The sequence below is a fragment of the Actinomadura sp. RB99 genome, from assembly GCF_014706005.1.
Classification (GTDB): Bacteria; Actinomycetota; Actinomycetes; order Streptosporangiales; family Streptosporangiaceae; genus Spirillospora.
In genome coordinates this window covers 66,382-83,726 of sequence record NZ_JABMCA010000023.1, presented here as the reverse complement: position 1 = coordinate 83,726, position 17,345 = coordinate 66,382, and the positions used below count along the sequence as shown (strand labels likewise).

The window sequence follows — 17,345 nt, the reverse complement described above, 5'->3', positions numbered from 1 at the left end:
AGAGAAGAAGAGCGTCCGATGGCACGCTCAGGAAGGCGCGGGCCGCGAGCGCGGCGCCGCTAGGACGGAAGCCGTCAGAGTGCCGCGTCGGGACGCATCGCGGTGGCGGAGGACGCCGCCCACGCGCCGATGCGGTGGATCAGCTCCGGCGTCGCGGCGACCTCCGCGTGGCCGAACCCGGGTTCGATCCACAGTTCCTTCGGGTCGCGCGCCGCGTCGTACAGCTGCCGCCCGTGCTCGATGGGGAAGAACGCGTCGGAGTCCCCGTGGACGATCAGCAGCGGCGCGGGGGCGATGCGCGCCGCGACCTCGTGCGGCGCCTCCGGGACGGGGTCCCAGCCCTTGGCGGCGATGCGCGTCCCGCGCGCGAGGCGGACGGCGAGCCGTCCGAGGGGCCGCTCGATCACCCAGTGGACGCGGCGCATGGGGACGGTGTCGCGGTAGTACCAGCGGGCGGGCGCGCTGACCGAGACGACCGCGTCGACGGCGCCGTGCAGCGCGGCGTGCCGGATCGCGACGGCGCCGCCCAGCGAGAAGCCCGCGACGACGACGCGCCGGTACCCCCTGACGCGTGCCGCGGTGACCGCGGCCTGCACGTCGAGGACCTCCAGGTCGCCGACCGTGGAGTGCCCGCCGGACCGCCCGTGGCCGCGCAGGTCGAGGGCGAGGACGCCGCCGTACCGGTGGAGCACCGCGCCGATGCGGCGGAGCGCGGGCTGCCGCCAGGAGCAGGTGAAGCCGTGCGCGAGCACGAAGCAGAGGTCGTCGTCCCCGCCGAGGTGTCCTGCGTCGATCCGCACACCGTCGGCGGCCTGGAGCGTCACGGGATCCGGAGTCACCACCCCTCCATGATCGGACATCGCGCTCCGGGCTCCCCTCCCGACCCCCGGGGAGAAGTGGGGCGGGTGGGGCTGAACGTGCAGGTGGGTGGGTAGGTAGCCGGTGTGTCGGGGGCGCTGGTGGAACCACGGGCGCGCGGGTCGGGGCGGCCGGTATGGGCGGCGAAGACCGCGCGCTGCGCCTGACGGCGCGCGACGGGGCGCCGGAGACCGGGGCGAACGGGCCGCGGGCTCCGGAGGGCTTCCGGTCGCGTGCCGCCGGGCGTCCGCCGCGGCGCGCGAACGGTGAGGACGCGCTGCGGTCCATGCTGTCCTCGGCGCGGGCCCATGACCGGGCGGCGGCCTTGCTGGAGGACATGGCGGCCGTCCATCCGGAGGAGGCCGCGGCGCATCTGGAGTCGGCCGAACGGCATCGCCGGTGGGCCGACAACGACCGGGATCTGGCCGACCGGTACGGCCCGCGGCACCAGGACCCGGACGAGCCATGACGCCGGCGGCAGCGCGGCGGGGCGGCGGCGCGGCAGGGCGAGCCCCTGCCCGGAGCGCCTGACGACGCCCTGTGCGACGATCGAGACAGCAGATCAGGGAGGTCCTCGTGCGCATCGGTGTTTCCCTCGGCGAGCGCGGCGGTCCCGCCGCGCTCGACAAGCTGGCCGACGATGTGCGGCGCGCCGCCGACGACGGTTTCGCCTCGGCGTGGATGTCGAACATCTTCGGCGTGGACGCGCTGACCGCGCTCGCGGTGGCGGGAAGCCGGGTGCCGGGCATCGAGCTGGGGACCGCCGTGGTGCCGACGTACCCGCGGCATCCGGCGGCGCTGGCCCAGCAGGCGCGGACGACGGCGCTCGCCCTCGGCGAGGGGCGGCTGACCCTCGGCATCGGCCTGTCGCACAAGGTCGTCATCGAGGACATGTTCGGGTACGACTTCGGACGTCCCCTGCGGCACATGGACGAGTACCTGTCGATCCTGCTGCCCCTGCTCGACCATCGGACGGCGTCGTTCACCGGGGAGACCCTGCGCGGCCAGATCGGGCTGACCGTCCCGAACGAGGGCCGGGTCCCCGTGCTGCTGGCGGCGCTCGGTCCCAAGATGCTGCGGCTGGCCGCGGAGCGCGCCGACGGGACCGTCCTGTGGATGACGGGTCCGGCCACCGTCCGCGACCACATCGCGCCGACCATCACCGCCGCGGCCGAGGCGGCGGGACGTCCCGCTCCCCGGATCGTCTGCGTCCTGCCGGTGTGCGTCACGGACGACGCGGAGCGCGCACGCGCGCGGGCGGCGAAGGCGTTCGAGGTGTACGGGACGCTGCCGTCCTACCGCGCGATGATGGACCGGGAGGGCGCCGAAGGCCCCGCCGACCTGGCCGTCATCGGCGACGAGGACGCGGTCGGCGCGCGGGTGGAGGAGCTGGCCGCTGCGGGGGTCACCGACTTCGTGGCGGGCGAGTTCGTTCCGGGCGCAGACCGCGAGCGGACCCGTGACTTCCTGAAGTCGCTCGCCGGCTGACCGGCGCTCGCCTACTGACGGGCGCTCGCCTACTGACCGGCGCTCGCCTACTGACGGGCGCTCGCCGGCTGACGGCACTCACGTACGAACGGGTCCGCTCCGGCCGTTTGAGCCGCGCCGCCCTCAGGACGAGATGAGCTCGTAGAGGTTGCCGCTGGAGTCGGAGAAGTACAGGCCGCGGGCGCCGAGCGGATGGTCGGTGTCGACGCGCCCGTTGTCGGGGTGGGAGGGCTGGTCGCCGTAGGGGATCTCGCGGGCGTCGAGGCGGTCGACGACCGCGTCGAAGGTGGCGGCGTCGACGTCGAAGGCCAGGTGGTGGCCCTGCGGGAAGGCGACGGTCATGAAGTCGAGGGTGAGCCCGTCGTTGACCTTGATCGGGACGAAGTGGCGGGCGTGCGGGTGGGGGCCGGTGTAGTCCAGGCCCATGACGGCGGCGAAGAAGCGGGCGGCCTCGTCGTTGTCGGCGGCGGTGACGATGGTGTGGTTGAGGGTGATGGTCACGCGGGGCTCCCTTCGGGGGTCGTGTCGGTGAGCGCGCCGTGCAGGAAGACGTCGAGGTACTCCTCCAGCGAGGGCGCCGGGGAGTCGGGGCCGGTGGGCGGGCGGCTCCAGGTGAAGACCAGGCCCATGAACATCCCGGCGGTCTCCTCGACGGAGAGCCGGAGGCGGTCGGCGTCGGGCTCGAAGAGCTCGGCGAGCGCGCCCCGCGTGCGGGCCATGGCGGACGCGCGGTCGATCGCGGCGTCGGCCGCCTCGCCGCCGCCGTGCGAGCCGCGCCCGCGGCGGCCGGTGGCGTGCAGAGCGCCGAGGACCATGCCCATCCGGCCGAGGTAGGCCTGGATCGCCGCGGTGGCCTCGGCGAGCCGTCCGGCCAGCGGCTGGTCGAGCGGGATCTCCTGGAGCTCGGCCAGCACGTGGTCGGTGCGCAGCGCCTCCGCCACGCAGGCGTCGAGGAGCTCGTCCTTGTCGGCGAACACCCGGAAGATCGTCGCCTCTCCGATGCCGGCGGCGCGGGCGATCTGGCCGGTGGTGACGGCGGTGCCGTGCTCGGCGACGAGCGGCAGCGCCGTCCGGACGATCATTTCGCGGCGCTGCTCGGGGCTCATCCCGGGGGCGCGCCGCCGGCTCTTGGCTTCCACGCCCGCCACTGTACGGAGTGAGTGCTCACTCCGTCAATGCCGAAGTGAGCACTCACTCCGATGCGCGCGCCAAACCGGATAAGGCGGCTGATAACGTTGCACTTCAAGCGCGCCCTGGAGCGAAGTCCGGTGTGAACCCGGCGCTGTCCCGCAACTGTGGTGCCCCTGTCGAAGAGGCCGAGCCAGGTCGCCTCCGTGCGCGCCGACGACTCTCGACCTCGTGGAAGGGCGATCCGTCATGACGGGCCGCGGCTTCCCGGCAGCCAGGAGGCTCCTGTGAGACCCGTGCGCGTCCTCGGCGCGGCCATCGTGACCGCCGCCGTGACGCTCGCCGCCGGTTGCGGCGACGGCAAGACCAAGACGTCGGAGAGCGGCGCCGCGACCGTCACCGTGCAGGCCGGCAACGGCGCGGTGGCCGTTCCCGCCCACCCGAAGCGGATCGTGTCGCTGTCCCCCACGCACACCGAGACCCTGTTCGCCATCGGCGCCGGATCCCAGGTCGTCGCCGTGGACAGCCTCTCGGACTACCCGTCCGGCGCACCGAAGACCCAGCTCTCCGGGTTCAAGCCGAACGCCGAGGCGGTCATCAAGTACCGTCCCGACCTCGTCGTGCTGTCCAACGACATGGACGGCGTCGTCAAGGCGCTGGAGAAGGTCGAGATCCCGGTGCTGCTGGAGCCCGCCGCAGCGAAGCTCGACGACGCCTACGACGAGATCACCGACCTGGGGCTCGCCACCGGGCACGTCGCGGAGGCGAAGAAGGTCACCGACGGGATGCGCGCCGACATCCAGAAGACCGTCGCCGCGACCACCAGGGGCAAGGGCCTCACCTACTACCACGAGCTGGACAACCAGCTCCACACCGTGACGTCCGAGACGTTCGCCGGGCAGGTGTACGGCCTGTTCGGGCTGCGCAACGTCGCGGACGCGGCGGACAAGGCGAGCGGCGGCTACCCGCAGCTGTCCCGCGAGTACCTCGTCAAGAAGGACCCGGACCTGATCTTCCTCGCGGACACCAAGTGCTGCGGCCAGAACGCCGCCGCGCTGGCCAAGCGGCCGGGCTTCCAGGATCTGAAGGCGGTGAAGGACGGCGGCGTGGTGCCGCTGGACGACGACCTCGCCTCCCGCTGGGGTCCGCGCCTGCCGCAGTTCGTGAAGGCGATCGGCGACGCGGTGCAGAAGACGCGTTGACCTCCGCCTCGATGGGCCCCCGCCCGTGACCCCCTCCGACCGCGAGCCGTCCCCGGCCGTCCCCAAGGGCGTGCCCGGGGACGTCTCCGCGGACGCGGAAGACGTCCCACGGGACGCGAGAGACGTCTCGACGGACGCGGAAGACGTCCGGGGACAGGGCGAGGACGTCCCGGTACGTGGTCGCCGACGCGCGCGCGGGACGACACCCGCAGCGGAACGACGGCGCCGGGAGAAGGACGCCGGGCCGCGCGTGCGAGGGCGGCTGCGGGTGCTGCCGCTGGCCGTGGCGCTGGTCCTGCTGGCCGCGACGTTGCTGGCGGGCCTGGTGGTCGGCGCGGCCGGGCTTCCCGTCACGGGCATCCTCGAGGCGCTGGCCGACAAGATCCCGTTCGTGCACGTCGACAGCGGGTTCAGCGTCGTCGACGAGAACGTGCTGTTCCAGCTGCGGGTGCCGAGGGTGCTGATGGCGGCACTGGTCGGCGGGATGCTGTCGATGGCCGGCGCCGGGTACCAGGGCGTGTTCCGCAATCCGCTGGCCGATCCGTACCTGCTCGGCGCGGCGGCGGGCGCGGGCGTCGGGGCCACGCTGGTGATCGTCGTGGTGCCGGGCGACCCGGGGTACGGGGTGCCGCTGGCGGCGTTCGCGGGCGCGATCCTCGGGGTGGCGATGGCGTACGCGCTGGGCAGCACGGCGGGACGCGGGAACCGGGCGGCGACGCTGGTGCTGGCGGGGGTGGCGGTGTCGTCGTTCCTGTCGGCGGTGCAGACGTTCCTGCAGCAGGTGAAGGCGGAGGAACTGCAGCGGATCTACTCGTGGATCCTCGGCGGGGTCGGCTCGGCGGACTGGCACCAGCTGGCGCTGGTCGCGCCGTACTCGCTGGTCTCGACGGTGGTGCTGCTCGCGCACGGGCGGCTGCTGGACGTGCTGAGCGTGGGCGACGAGGAGGCGGCGTCGCTCGGGCTGTCGGCGGCGCGGGTCCGGTTGACGGTGCTGGTGGCGGCGTCGCTGGCGACGGCGAGCGCGGTGGCGGTGAGCGGGCTGATCGGGTTCGTCGGGATCGTGGTGCCGCACGCGGTGCGGCGGCTGGCGGGCGGCTCGTACCGGGTGGTGCTGCCGCTGTCGCTGCTCGGCGGGGCCGCGTTCCTGGAGCTGGCCGACCTGGTGGCCCGGACGGTGATCGCGCCGGGCGAGCTGCCGCTCGGCGTGGTGACGGCGTTCGTCGGGGGCCCGTTCTTCGTGGCGGTGCTGCGGGCGAGCCGGCGGCAGGTGGAGACGTGACGGTCGCGGTGCGGGGCCTGGACGTGTCGCTGGGCGGCCGTCCGGTGCTGAAGGACGTGTCGCTGGAGGTCGCGGCGGGGTCGTGGACGGCGGTGATCGGGCCGAACGGCGCGGGGAAGTCGACGCTGCTGCGGGCGGTGCTCGGGCTGCTGCCGAGCGCGGGCGAGATCGCGGTGGCGGGCGCGGACCTGGCGGCGATGAAGCCGCGGCAGCGCGCCCGGCTGGTGGCATACGCGCCGCAGAGCCCGAACCTCCCGGTCGGGATGACGGTGTTCGACTACACGCTGCTGGGGCGGTCCCCCTACATCCCGCATCTGGGCCGCGAGAGCGCGCGCGACCGCGCCATCGCGAGGGAGGTCCTCGACCGCCTCGACCTGGAGGGGCTCGCGGACCGTCCGCTCGACCATCTGTCCGGCGGCGAGCGGCAGCGTGTGGTGCTGGCGCGCGCGCTGGCGCAGCAGACGTCGGTGCTGCTGCTGGACGAGCCGACGACGGCGCTGGACATCGGGCACCAGCAGCAGGTGATGGAGCTGATCGACCAGCTCCGGCTGTCGGACGGGCTTACCGTCGTGACGACGATCCACGACCTCACGCTGGCCGGGCAGTACGCCGACGGCCTGGTGCTGCTGTCGGGCGGGCGGGTCGCGGCGGCGGGAACGCCCGGCGAGGTGCTGACCAGGGCGGCGATCCAGGAGCACTTCGACGCCCGCGTGCACGTCCTTCCGGGGCCGGACGGCCGGCCCCTGCTGTCCCTGGAGCGTCCTTGACGTCCTCCCCGCCCGAAGGCGGGGATTCCAACCGTTCCTACGTTGAGAGGAGGTCCGGTTGAGGTTCGCGGTTCACAGCCCCGCCTGCCGGCTGGAAGGCTTCCCGCGCTGCCACCGTGCGTCCCACGGCGGTGTCTCGAGCGGCGATGTTACTGATGGCGGTGTCTCGGATGTTGCGGGCGGCGTTGACGTCAGCGTTGGCCTGATGTCCGCAGGCGACGCACCGGAATTCCGCTTGGCTCTCGCGGTTGTCCGGGGTGCAGTGCCCGCACGCATGGCAGGTATGCGACGTGTAACGCGGGTCGATCTTAAAGAGGCGACCGGGCGCCTTGTGTTCCAGCCGGGTGACGATCCGCCCCCATCCGCTGGCGAGGATGGCCCGGTTCAGTCCGGCCTTTTGCCGGACGTTGACGCCGGGGGCGTCGAGGGTGCCTCTGGCGGAGCGGGTCATGCCCCGCACGTTCAGATCCTCGACCGCGATGCCATCGAAGTGGCAGGCCAGACTGGTAGTGGTCTTCTCCAGCCAGTCCTTGCGCCGGTCGGCCTCCCGCGCCTTAAGACGGCCGATCGCGACCTTGAGGCGGGCGCGACGGTTCGACCCCTTCTCCGCGCGGGCCAGTTTGCGCTGCAACCGCAACAGCCGTTCAGCCTCTGGGCCGGTAAAGCCGGGGGCGTGCAGGAGGTCCCCGGTGGACAGCGCCGCCGACACTGCCACGCCCCGGTCCACCCCCACCATCAGCCCATTGCCGGGCGCCGAGACCGGCTCGGGGATGACGGCGAAGGAGACGTGCCAGCGCCCGGCACGGTCGCGGGTCACCCGAAACCACTTCACATCGTCCGGGACGGGACGGGACCAGCGGAACCGCACCCACCCCACCTTCGGAATCTTCACCTCGCCGACCCTGCGGGACAGGCGCCGCACGTCCCAGGCGCGGCCACGCCGTCCTACAATCCGGAACCCCTCGTGCCGGCCGGACTTCCGCCACGTCGGCCGCCGGTGCGTCCCGCCGAAAAAGTTCGCCATCGCTTGGGCGAAATCTTTCAACGCCTGTTGCTGGACGGTCTGGGACCCGGCGCGCAGCCACGCGAACTCGGCGCGGGCCTCGGTGAGCTGACGGCACTGCTCAACGAACCCCGGTGCCGACCGATGGCCCGGCCGCCAATGCGCCTGCTGCTCGACCGCCAGGTTCCACACGAACCGGGCGTGCCCGCAATGCGCCAGCAATCCAGCCTCCTGAGCAGGCGTCGGCTGCAAACGGTAACGCGTCACGCACACGACGCTAGCGAAAACGGCCGACAGAACAACACCGGACGGAGTAGTTTCCCGCCCGCCCTCGAAAAGGGTGCCTCCACCCCAGATGCCCGGTGAAGATCGAGCTGGTCTGGCGGGACGAGGACGGCGCGCGGCTCGCCGCGACGGTGTGGCGCGCGGGCGGCGGGTGGCGGGCGGTGTCGTCGGCGATGCTCGGCGGCGGGATCGGGCCCCTGGGCTGGGTGCTGAACGCGCAGGTCCGCGGCCGGTACGCGCGGACTGACCCGGTCGTCCACCTGGCGGAGCTGGCCGCGTCGTTCGGGCTGGAGGGTCCGGGTGTCGGGATGCTGACCGCCGCGTCCGTCGCCCGGACGATGCGGCGCGAGGACGGCGGCGTGGCCGCGTCGGCGACGGTCGGGCTCCGCGTTCCGACGTGGGCGGCGGCGCCGGAGGGGGCGGCCGACCCGGAGCTGGCGCCGCTGCACATCGACGTGCCGCCGCCGTCGCCGGAGCCGGAGCCCGCTCCGGAGCCGTCGGAGCACGGGACGGCGTGGCGCCCGGGGACGATCAACATCGTCGTCGCGGTGCCGGTCGCGTTGAGCGATGCCGCGCTGGTGAACGCCGTGGTCACCGCGACGGAGGCCAAGACGCAGGCGCTCCTGGAGGCGGGCTACCCCTGCACGGGCACCGCGTCGGACGCGATCTGCGTGGCGGCCCGGACGTCGGGCGCGGAGGAGCCGTTCGCCGGTCCCCGTTCGGTGTGGGGCGCCCGGGTGGCGCGCGCCGTGCACGCGGCGGTCCGGGCGGGCGCGCTGGACTACACCGAGTACCTGCGCGCGAACCGGCCCTGACCTGCGGGCGGGCCGGGCCCGGCGTACCGGCCGCCCCACCACCCCGGTGCGGTGCGGCGGCCGGTTCAGGGCCAGTGCCGTGTGGTGAAGGGCCTCACCTCCTTTTCGTGGCCGGTACGCCGGCGGATGGTCAGCCGGCGTGGGGAAGGCGGTGGCCGTTGACCGCGAGCGGGTCGGTGCCGTCCAGCGAGGACCCGCCCCGCGCGGCCCCGTTCAGCGGAGTCCCGTTCACCGGGGACCCGTTCAGCGGAGATCCGTTCAGCGGGGGCAGGGGGTGCAGGCCGGTCGGCGGCTCCCGGTCGGCGGCGGGCCGTCCGTCCGGGCGCGGGTCCGCCGGGCGGGTGAGCGCGTCGACGCGGCGGCGGGCGCGGTCGGCCTCGGCGCGCGCGGCGTCCCGTTCGGCGGTGAGGGTCTGGACGGCGGCGCGCAGCTCCTCGTTGGCGCGCGACAGGTCCCAGTTGCGCTCCTCGGCCTCGCGGGCGCGCGCCTGGATCTGGTCGCGGTCGGCGACGGCCTGCCCGCGCTGGGTCTCGGCGTCGCGGACGGCGGCGCGCAGGTCGTCGGCGGCGCGCCGGGCGGCGGCGGCCTCGATCCGCTGCCCCTCGACGACGGTCTCGGTCTCCGACAGCCGGCCGTGCAGGCCGACGAGCTCGGTCCGGGCGGTCTCCAGCGCGGCGAGCAGCTCGCCCTCGCGGGAGGCGATCCGGTCGCGCTCGCGTTCGGCGGCCAGCTGGGCGGCGACGGCGGCGTCCGCGGCGTCCTTGGCCTCCTGGCCCTCGCGGCGTGCGGCGTCGCGTTCGGCGGCGGCCCGCTCGGCTTCGGCGGCGGCGCGCTCGGCCTCGGCGCGGGCTGCGGCGGCGGCGTCCTCGGCGGCGTCCGCGCGGGCGCGGGCGGTCGCGGTCTCGCGCCAGGCGGCCTCGGCCTGGCGCTGCGAGGCGTCCCGCTCCCGCTGCGCGACCGCGATCTGCCCGGCGGCGTCGGCGCGGGCGTCGGCGACCCGCCGCTCGACGCCGGCGACGCTCAGCTCGGAGACCATCGACCCGGCGAGCCGGTCGGCGACGGCCTCCAGCCGCTCCACCATCTCCCACGTCCAGGCGACCTGGCCGGTCAGGCCGGGCGCCTCGCGCGCGCGCTCGCGGTTCTCGTGCGCGGTCCGCTCGCACGCGCCGCCGTTGTCCTGGCAGTAGCGGACGGTGCGGGCGCCGCGCACCGGCTGCGGTACGGGCCTGCCGCAGCCGGCGCACGGCCAGACCGCGACCGGGTCGCCCAGGCGGGCGATCCCGGCGCGGGGCACGGTGTCGAGCCCCGTGTCGAGTCCCGCGTCGGGCCCGGCACCGGCGCCGTCGCTGGTGGGCGGGGACGGCGCGTCCTCCGGCGGGACGCTCTGGGCGGCGTACGCGGGGTCGGTGTAGAAGCCGGGGTCCGTGATCACTGGAAGATCGGTCAACGTCGGGGCGGCAGGGGTCGGGGCGCTGTCGAACGGGGCGACCTTCTGGTCTTCCATGTGCCGTTGTACGCGGCGCGCCCCGGGAACGTTCGACGGTCCCGCCGGCGACTTGCGGCGCCCCTGCCCCGGGCCCCGCGCGCGACCGCCTAGCCCGCCTGTTCCCGCAGGTAGGCGTCGCGGACGCGGCTGCGGCTGAGCTTGCCGGACGGGGTGCGCGGCAGCGACGCGCGGAACTCCACCCTGCGCGGGTGCTTGAGCCTGGCGAGCCGGGGCTCGCAGTGGGCGAGCAGCTCGGCGGCGAGGGCGTCGCCCGCGACGGCGCCGTCCGCGGGCTCGACGAGGGCGACGACGCGCTGCCCCCAGTCCTCGTCCGGGACGCCGATGACGGCGACGTCGCCGACGGCGGGATGCTGGAGCAGCACGGACTCGATCTCGGCCGGGTAGATGTTCACGCCGCCGGAGATGACGAGGTCGGTGCGGCGGTCGCTCATGTAGAGCCAGCCGTCCTCGTCGAGGTGGCCGAGGTCGCCGGGGGTGTAGAACTCGCCGCGCATGGTGGAGGCGGTCTTGCCCGGGTCGCGGTGGTACTCGAAGCCGGGCTGGCCGGCGGCGTAGATCAGGCCGGTCTCGCCGGGCGGCAGCTCCGCGCCCTCCGGGTCGAGGATCTTGATCCGCACGCCGTCGACGGCGCGGCCGACCGTGCCGGGGTGGGCGAGCCAGTCCTGCGGGGTGGCGACGACGACGGCGCCGCTCTCGGTGGAGCCGTAGTACTCGTAGAGGACGGGCCCCCACCAGTCCATCATCCGCTGCTTGGTCTCGACGGGGATCGGCGCGGCGCTGTGGTAGACCTGCCGCAGCGACGACAGGTCGTACCGGGCGCGGACGTCGTCGGGCAGGGCGAGCATGCGGTGGAACATGGTCGGCACCATGAAGGAGTTGGTGACGCCGTGCCGCTGGATCAGCTCCAGGGTCGGCTCGGGCCGGAACCGGGACGCGACGACGACGGCGTGCCCGAGGCTGAGCGCCATCATCGCGTGGACGCAGGGCGCCGAGTGGTAGAGCGGCCCGATCGCGAGGTGCACCTCGTCGCCCGGTTCGAGGCCGAGGTGGGTCATCAGCGTCGTGCGCATGACGTCGAAGAGCAGTTCCGGCGGGACGTCCAGCAGCGGGCGCCGCACGCCCTTGGGGCGCCCGGTCGTCCCGGACGTGTAGAGCATGATGGAGCCCATCCGGCGCTTGGCCGGGGGTGCGGCGCTGCCGGACGCGCACAGCCCGGCCATCGAGCGGTACCCCTCGGCCGGGTCGACGCTGATGCGCAACTCGGCGGCGATCCCGGCCTCGTCGGCGGCTCCGGACACCACGGACGCGAAGGCGCTCTCGGTCACGACGGCCCTGGCGCCGCAGTCGGCGAGGATGTAGCCGATCTCGGGGGCGGTCAGGTGGCGGCTCACCGGGACGATGTAGAGGCCGGACTGCATCGCCGCCAGGAGGACGGTGAGGAAGTCGGGCCGGTTGCCGAGGACGGTCGCGACGGCGTCGCCGGGCCGCAGGCCGAGCCCGTCCAGGGCGTTCGACAGCCGGTTCACCTCGGCGTGCAGCTCGCCGTAGGAGACGGGGACGCCGGGGGCCAGGATCGCCGGGCGGTCCGGGTCGTTGGTCGCGATCTCGTAGAAGCCGACGCCCTCGACGCCCATACGGCTCTCCTCTGCAGCGGGTGGGATGGCCGGTGAACCTTTCATCCCATATGACCCACCCGTGGGGCGGCGCGTCAAGATTGCGGACCGTCCGGAATCCGGGGCGGTCCGGGGGCGCCGGCGCGGCCCGTCAGGCGGCTTCGAGGGCAGCGCGGGCCATGGTGTGCAGGAGGGCGCCCATCGCGTCGCGGTCGAGGCCGGCGGCGCTGCGCGGGGTGGAGTTCAGCAGGCCGAAGCAGGCGTGGACGGCGGCGCGCGTCCGCCCGTCGGGCAGGCCGGGGCGCAGCCGCCGCAGCACGGCCACCCATTCCTCCACGTAGGCGCGCTGCAGCCGGCGGACCTCGTGCCGCTGCGGCGCGGGGACGTTGTCGAGCTCGCGCTCGTGGACGGTGATGAGCGCGGGGTTGTCCAGCGCGAACGCGATGTGGAAGCGGAGCAGCGCGTCGAGGGCGCGGCCGGGGTCGGGGTCGGCGGCGCGGCGGACGCCCTCGGCGTGCAGCCGCTCGCTGATGTCGACGAGCATCTCGCCGAGGACGGCCTCCTTGCCGCTGAAGTGCCGGTAGAGGGCGGGGCCGGTGAGCCCGACGGCCCGTCCGACGTCGCCGATGGACGCCCCGTGGTAGCCGCGGGAGGCGAACAGTTCGGCCGCGGCGGCGAGGATCTCCACGCGGCGCGGGTTCACCGCGGCGAGGGGCGGACCGGCGGCCGGGTCGCCGGGCGCCGGGTCGCCGGGCGCCGCGGCCGGGTAGGAGGTCATGGTGGGGAGTCTAGACCAAGCTTGTTAATGAGCATTAACATCTCTAGCATCGGCGTTGTTAACGAGCATTAACAGGGAAGGGGACCATGACCGGACCCGAGATCGGCAGCCGCGCCGACGTGGCCGGCGAGGCGTTCAAGGCGAACGCCGCGCACAACGCCGCGCTGGCGGCCGAGCTGCGCGACCGCGTCGACCGGGCCGGGCGCGGCGGTCCCGAGCGGGCCCGCGAGCGGCACGTGGCGCGCGGCAAGCTGCTCCCCCGCGACCGGGTCGACACGCTGCTCGACCCCGGCTCGCCGTTCCTGGAGCTGTCGCCCCTCGCCGCGAACGGCATGTACGGCGACGAGGCGCCGGGCGCCGGGATCATCACCGGCGTCGGCCGGGTGTCCGGCCGCGAGTGCGTGATCGTCGCCAACGACGCCACCGTGAAGGGCGGGACGTACTACCCGATCACGGTCAAGAAGCATCTGCGCGCGCAGGAGGTGGCCCTGCACAACCGCCTCCCCTGCGTCTACCTGGTCGACTCCGGCGGCGCGTTCCTGCCCCGCCAGGACGAGGTGTTCCCCGACCGCGAGCACTTCGGCCGCATCTTCTACAACCAGGCGACCATGTCCGGGCGCGGCATCCCGCAGATCGCCGCGGTCATGGGCTCCTGCACGGCGGGCGGCGCCTACGTCCCGGCGATGAGCGACGAGGCGGTGATCGTCCGCGGCCAGGGCACGATCTTCCTCGGCGGCCCGCCGCTGGTGAAGGCCGCGACCGGCGAGATCGTGACGGCGGAGGAGCTGGGCGGCGGCGAGCTGCACTCCCGCACCTCCGGGGTGACCGACCACCTCGCCGAGGACGACGCGCACGCACTGCGGATCGTCCGCGACATCGTCGGCACGCTCGGCCCGCGCGAGCCGCGCCCGTGGGACGTGGCGGCGCCGGAGGAGCCGGCGGTCGACCCGTCCGAGCTGTACGGCGTCGTCCCGCCCGATCCGCGCACCCCCTACGACGTGCGCGAGGTGATCGCGCGGATCGTGGACGGCAGCCGGTTCCAGGAGTTCAAGAAGGAGTACGGCACGACGCTGGTCACCGGGTTCGCGCGGATCCACGGGCACCCGGTCGGGATCGTCGCCAACAACGGCATCCTGTTCGGCGAGTCGGCGCAGAAGGGCGCGCACTTCATCGAGCTGTGCGACCGGCGCAGCGTCCCGCTGGTCTTCCTGCAGAACATCACCGGTTTCATGGTCGGCCGCGAGTACGAGGCGGGCGGCATCGCCAAGCACGGCGCGAAGATGGTCACGGCCGTGTCGTGCGCGCGCGTCCCGAAGTTCACGGTCGTCATCGGCGGCTCGTTCGGCGCGGGCAACTACGCGATGTGCGGCCGGGCGTACTCGCCGCGCTTCCTGTGGATGTGGCCGAACGCCCGCATCTCGGTCATGGGCGGGGAGCAGGCCGCGAGCGTGCTCGCGACGGTCCGCCGCGACCAGATGGACGCCCGCGGCGAGGAGTGGCCGGCCGAGGACGAGGAGGCGTTCAAGGCGCCGATCCGCGACCAGTACGAGGCGCAGGGCAACCCGTACTACTCGACGGCCCGGCTGTGGGACGACGGGGTGATCGACCCGCTCGACACCCGCCGCGTCCTCGGCCTCGGGCTGTCCGCCGCCGCCAACGCACCGCTGGAGCCGGTCGGCTACGGCGTCTTCCGGATGTGAGGGGCCCAATGTCTTCCCGGCACGGAGCCACGGCGCCTTCCCGGCGCGGGGCATCGATGTTCGACAGCGTCCTGGTCGCCAACCGGGGCGAGATCGCCGTCCGCGTGTTCCGCACGCTGCGGCGGCTCGGGATCCGGTCGGTGGCCGTCCACACCGGCGCCGACGCGCGCGCCCGGCACGTCCGCGAGGCCGACGAGGCGCTGCGCGTCCCGTCCTACCTGGACATCGACGCGGTCGTCGGCGCCGCCCGCGCGGCGGGCGCGGCGGCCGTCCACCCCGGGTACGGGTTCCTGGCGGAGAACACCGCGTTCGCGCGGGCCTGCGCGGACGCCGGCCTGGTGTTCATCGGGCCGCCCGCCGCCGCGATCGAGGCGATGGGCGACAAGATCCGCGCGAAGCGGACCGTCGCCGCGGCCGGCGTCCCGGTCGTCCCCGGCCGGGACGAGCCGGGCCTGTCGGACGCCGAACTGGAGGCCGCCGCGCTGGAGGTCGGGCTTCCGGTGCTGCTCAAGCCGTCCGCGGGCGGCGGCGGCAAGGGCATGCGCCTGGTTCGGGACGCGGCGGACCTCCCGGACGCGATCGCGTCCGCCCGCCGCGAGGCGCGCGGCTCGTTCGGCGACGACACCCTGCTCGCCGAGCGGTTCGTGGAGAACCCCCGGCACATCGAGATCCAGGTGTTCGCCGACGCGCACGGCAACGCCGTCCACCTGGGCGAGCGCGAGTGCAGCCTGCAGCGCCGGCACCAGAAGATCGTCGAGGAGGCGCCGTCGCCGCTGCTGGACGAGGCGTCCCGCGCGCGGATGGGCGCCGCCGCCGTCGCCGCCGCGCAGGCGGTCGGCTACGTCGGCGCGGGGACGGTCGAGTACATCGTGTCCGCCGACCGCCCGGACGAGTTCTTCTTCATGGAGATGAACACCCGGCTCCAGGTCGAGCACCCCGTCACCGAGCTGGTCACCGGCCTGGACCTGGTCGAGCTCCAGCTCCGCGTCGCGGCCGGCGAGCCGCTGCCGTTCGCGCAGGAGGACGTGCGGCTGGACGGCCACGCGATCGAGGCGCGCGTCTACGCCGAGGACCCGGCGCGCGGCTTCCTGCCGACGGGCGGGACGGTCCTGGCGCTCGACGAGCCGGAGGGCGTCCGCGTCGACTCGGGCCTCGACGTCGGGACGGAGGTCGGCGGGTCCTACGACCCGATGCTGGCGAAGGTGATCGTGCACGGCGGCGACCGCACCGAGGCGCTGCACCGCCTCGACCGGGCGCTCGCCGGGTACACGCTGCTGGGCGTGCCGACGAACGTGGCGTTCCTGCGGGCGCTGCTGAAGCACCCGTCCGTCGCGTCCGGCGACCTCGACACCGGCCTGGTGGAGCGGGCGCTCGACGAGCTGACCTCGGACGGCGGCGCGCCGCCGGAGGTGCTCGCCGCCGCCGCGCTGGACCGGATGCTCGCGCTGGAGCCCGCCGACGGCGACCCGTGGGCGATCCCGGACGGCTGGCGCCCCGGCGCGCACGCCTGGACACCGTGGATCATCACGCCGTCCGGCGGCGAGCCCGTCGAGGTCCGCGTGCAGGGCCGCGCCGCGGCCGCGCGGGTGGCCGTCGGGGACGGCGAGCCGGTGGACGCGTCGCTGACCGGTTCGACCCTCACCTACGGCGGCCGGACGGTCTCGTTCACCGCCGCCCGCGACGGGCGCACGCTCTGGCTCGGGCGCGGCGGGCGCGCGTGGGCGCTCGCCGAGCACGTCAAGGCGGAGGGCGGCGCCGCGGCGGACGCGTCCGGCGACGGCGTCCTGCGCAGCCCGATGCCCGGCACCGTCCTGGCGGTCAAGGTCGGCGAGGGCGACCGGGTGGACGAGGGGCAGCCGCTCGTCGTCGTCGAGGCGATGAAGATGGAGCACACCGTCACCGCGCCGCGCGCCGGCGTCGTGGCGCAGCTGCCGGCCCGCGCGGGCGCCCAGGTCGCCCTGGACGCGGTGCTGGCCGTGATCGAGGAGGCATGATGGCGACACCGCTGCCGGGCCTGCCCGACCGCGTCACGATCTACGAGGTCGGGCCGCGGGACGGGCTGCAGAACGAGAAGGCGGTCGTCCCGGTCGAGGTGAAGTCGGAGTTCGTCACCCGGCTCGCGGGCGCGGGGCTCACCACGATCGAGACGACGAGCTTCGTCCATCCGAAGTGGGTGCCGCAGCTCGCCGACGCCGAGGAGCTGCTCGGCGTGCTCCCCCGGTCCGGCGACGTCCGGTACCCGGTGCTCGTGCCGAACGAGCGGGGCCTGGACCGGGCGCTCGCGAACGGCATCACCGAGATCGCGATCTTCGGGAGCGCCACCGAGACGTTCGCGCGCCGCAACCTCAACCGGACCGTGGACGAGTCGATCGCGATGTTCGCGCCCGTCGTGGAACGCGCGCGCGCCGAGGGGCTGTGGGTGCGCGCCTACGTGTCGATGGCGTGCGGCGACCCGTGGGAGGGCGACGTCCCGATCGAGCAGGTCGTGTCCGTCGCGTCCCGGCTGATGGACCTCGGCTGCTCGCAGCTGAGCATCGGCGACACGATCGGGGTCGGCACGCCCGGCCACGTCACCGCGCTGATCGAGGCGCTGGCCGCGGCGGGCATCGGCACCGACCGGCTCGCCGTGCACTTCCACGACACCTACGGGCAGGCGCTCGCCAACACCCTCGCCGCGCTGCGCGCCGGCGTCACCGTCGTGGACGCGTCGGCGGGCGGCCTCGGCGGCTGCCCGTACGCCGAGAGCGCCACCGGCAACCTGCCCACCGAGGACCTCGTCTGGATGCTGAACGGGCTGGGCGTCGAGACGGGCGTCGACCTCGACGCGCTCGCCGCCACCAGCCGCTGGATGGCCGGGCGGCTCGGCCGCCCGAGCCCGTCCCGCGTCGTCCAGGCCCTGTCACCGAAATCGGAGTAACCCTG

16 protein-coding genes are annotated in these 17,345 nt (G+C 74.4%); 9 read left to right on the top strand and 7 right to left on the bottom strand.

The genetic code is table 11. From position 1 onward, the window contains the following. Nucleotides 1-74: 74 nt before the first annotated feature. Nucleotides 75-839: an alpha/beta fold hydrolase gene (locus amrb99_RS21670; protein ID WP_347256781.1), complete on the bottom strand. Its 765-nt coding sequence runs from the start codon at nt 837-839 to the stop codon at nt 75-77. 155 nt (nt 840-994) lie between these two features. Between amrb99_RS21670 and amrb99_RS21665 the strand changes: the two genes are divergently transcribed. After that, entirely contained in the window at nt 995-1,327 is a 333-nt protein-coding gene (locus amrb99_RS21665) for a hypothetical protein (RefSeq protein ID WP_190858773.1), read from the top strand. 107 nt (nt 1,328-1,434) lie between these two features. After that, nucleotides 1,435-2,346 (top strand): TIGR03564 family F420-dependent LLM class oxidoreductase, encoded by a 912-nt coding sequence (locus amrb99_RS21660; RefSeq protein ID WP_190858771.1) that lies wholly within the window; start codon nt 1,435-1,437, stop codon nt 2,344-2,346. Nucleotides 2,347-2,469: 123 nt separating this feature from the next. Here the strand turns inward: amrb99_RS21660 and amrb99_RS21655 are convergent, their stop codons facing one another. Then, nucleotides 2,470-2,847 (bottom strand): VOC family protein, encoded by a 378-nt coding sequence (locus amrb99_RS21655; RefSeq protein WP_190858769.1) that lies wholly within the window; start codon nt 2,845-2,847, stop codon nt 2,470-2,472. After that, complete coding sequence (locus amrb99_RS21650; RefSeq protein ID WP_347256780.1) at nt 2,844-3,485, bottom strand: TetR/AcrR family transcriptional regulator; 642 nt, start codon at nt 3,483-3,485, stop codon at nt 2,844-2,846. Before amrb99_RS21650 ends, amrb99_RS21655 begins: the two co-directional genes overlap by 4 nt. Before the next feature lie 276 nt (nt 3,486-3,761). Here amrb99_RS21650 and amrb99_RS21645 point away from each other — a divergent pair, with 276 nt between their 5' ends. From amrb99_RS21645 to amrb99_RS50135, 3 genes are all read left to right on the top strand, one after another. Further along, on the top strand, nt 3,762-4,676 hold the full coding sequence (locus amrb99_RS21645) for a helical backbone metal receptor (protein ID WP_190858767.1): 915 nt from the start codon (nt 3,762-3,764) through the stop codon (nt 4,674-4,676). 250 nt (nt 4,677-4,926) lie between these two features. Beyond that, a complete protein-coding gene (locus tag amrb99_RS50140; RefSeq protein WP_190858765.1) occupies nt 4,927-5,955 on the top strand; it encodes an iron chelate uptake ABC transporter family permease subunit in 1,029 nt (342 codons plus the stop codon). Continuing rightward, nucleotides 5,952-6,722, top strand: coding sequence for an ATP-binding cassette domain-containing protein (locus amrb99_RS50135; protein WP_190858762.1), 771 nt, complete (start codon nt 5,952-5,954; stop codon nt 6,720-6,722). The genes amrb99_RS50140 and amrb99_RS50135 overlap by 4 nt, the downstream gene beginning before the upstream one ends. 37 nt (nt 6,723-6,759) lie before the next feature. On the opposite strand, the gene amrb99_RS21630 is transcribed toward amrb99_RS50135, so the two are convergent. Next, nucleotides 6,760-7,992, bottom strand: coding sequence for an RNA-guided endonuclease TnpB family protein (locus amrb99_RS21630; RefSeq protein ID WP_190858760.1), 1,233 nt, complete (start codon nt 7,990-7,992; stop codon nt 6,760-6,762). Between the two features lie 101 nt (nt 7,993-8,093). On the opposite strand from amrb99_RS21630, the gene amrb99_RS21625 reads away from it, so the two are divergent. Continuing rightward, nucleotides 8,094-8,825, top strand: a complete 732-nt coding sequence (locus amrb99_RS21625) for an adenosylcobinamide amidohydrolase (protein ID WP_190858895.1) — start codon at nt 8,094-8,096, stop codon at nt 8,823-8,825. A 130-nt stretch (nt 8,826-8,955) separates the two neighbouring features. On the opposite strand, the gene amrb99_RS21620 is transcribed toward amrb99_RS21625, so the two are convergent. The 3 genes from amrb99_RS21620 to amrb99_RS21610 all read right to left on the bottom strand — a co-directional run bounded on the left by amrb99_RS21620 (nt 8,956) and on the right by amrb99_RS21610 (nt 12,723). After that, nucleotides 8,956-10,329: a chromosome segregation ATPase gene (locus amrb99_RS21620; protein WP_190858758.1), complete on the bottom strand. Its 1,374-nt coding sequence runs from the start codon at nt 10,327-10,329 to the stop codon at nt 8,956-8,958. Between the two features lie 89 nt (nt 10,330-10,418). Then, complete coding sequence (locus amrb99_RS21615; protein WP_190858756.1) at nt 10,419-11,966, bottom strand: AMP-binding protein; 1,548 nt, start codon at nt 11,964-11,966, stop codon at nt 10,419-10,421. Nucleotides 11,967-12,096: 130 nt separating this feature from the next. Continuing rightward, nucleotides 12,097-12,723, bottom strand: a complete 627-nt coding sequence (locus amrb99_RS21610) for a TetR/AcrR family transcriptional regulator (protein WP_190858753.1) — start codon at nt 12,721-12,723, stop codon at nt 12,097-12,099. 86 nt (nt 12,724-12,809) lie between these two features. On the opposite strand from amrb99_RS21610, the gene amrb99_RS21605 reads away from it, so the two are divergent. Genes amrb99_RS21605 through amrb99_RS21595 form a run of 3 tightly spaced genes read left to right on the top strand, consistent with a single transcriptional unit; the run spans nt 12,810 to nt 17,340 of the window. Then, nucleotides 12,810-14,423, top strand: a complete 1,614-nt coding sequence (locus tag amrb99_RS21605) for a carboxyl transferase domain-containing protein (RefSeq protein WP_190858751.1) — start codon at nt 12,810-12,812, stop codon at nt 14,421-14,423. 56 nt (nt 14,424-14,479) lie between these two features. Beyond that, the gene (locus amrb99_RS21600; protein ID WP_190858749.1) at nt 14,480-16,417 is read left to right on the top strand and encodes a biotin carboxylase N-terminal domain-containing protein; all 1,938 of its coding nucleotides are present in this window, start codon (nt 14,480-14,482) and stop codon (nt 16,415-16,417) included. Continuing rightward, a complete protein-coding gene (locus tag amrb99_RS21595) occupies nt 16,414-17,340 on the top strand; it encodes a hydroxymethylglutaryl-CoA lyase (RefSeq protein ID WP_190858747.1) in 927 nt (308 codons plus the stop codon). The genes amrb99_RS21600 and amrb99_RS21595 overlap by 4 nt, the downstream gene beginning before the upstream one ends. Nucleotides 17,341-17,345 lie beyond the last annotated feature (5 nt).

Excerpts from the sequence above, each read along its gene's own strand:
- amrb99_RS21665 (WP_190858773.1), top strand. The coding sequence starts at position 995 with ATGGGCGGCGAAGACCGCGCGCTGCGCCTGACGGCGCGCGACGGGGCG.
- amrb99_RS21620 (WP_190858758.1), bottom strand. The coding sequence starts at position 10,329 with ATGGAAGACCAGAAGGTCGCCCCGTTCGACAGCGCCCCGACCCCTGCC.
- amrb99_RS21615 (WP_190858756.1), bottom strand. The coding sequence starts at position 11,966 with ATGGGCGTCGAGGGCGTCGGCTTCTACGAGATCGCGACCAACGACCCG.
- amrb99_RS21610 (WP_190858753.1), bottom strand. The coding sequence starts at position 12,723 with ATGACCTCCTACCCGGCCGCGGCGCCCGGCGACCCGGCGCCCGGCGAC.
- amrb99_RS21605 (WP_190858751.1), top strand. The coding sequence starts at position 12,810 with ATGACCGGACCCGAGATCGGCAGCCGCGCCGACGTGGCCGGCGAGGCG.
- amrb99_RS21600 (WP_190858749.1), top strand. The coding sequence starts at position 14,480 with ATGTTCGACAGCGTCCTGGTCGCCAACCGGGGCGAGATCGCCGTCCGC.
- amrb99_RS21595 (WP_190858747.1), top strand. The coding sequence starts at position 16,414 with ATGATGGCGACACCGCTGCCGGGCCTGCCCGACCGCGTCACGATCTAC.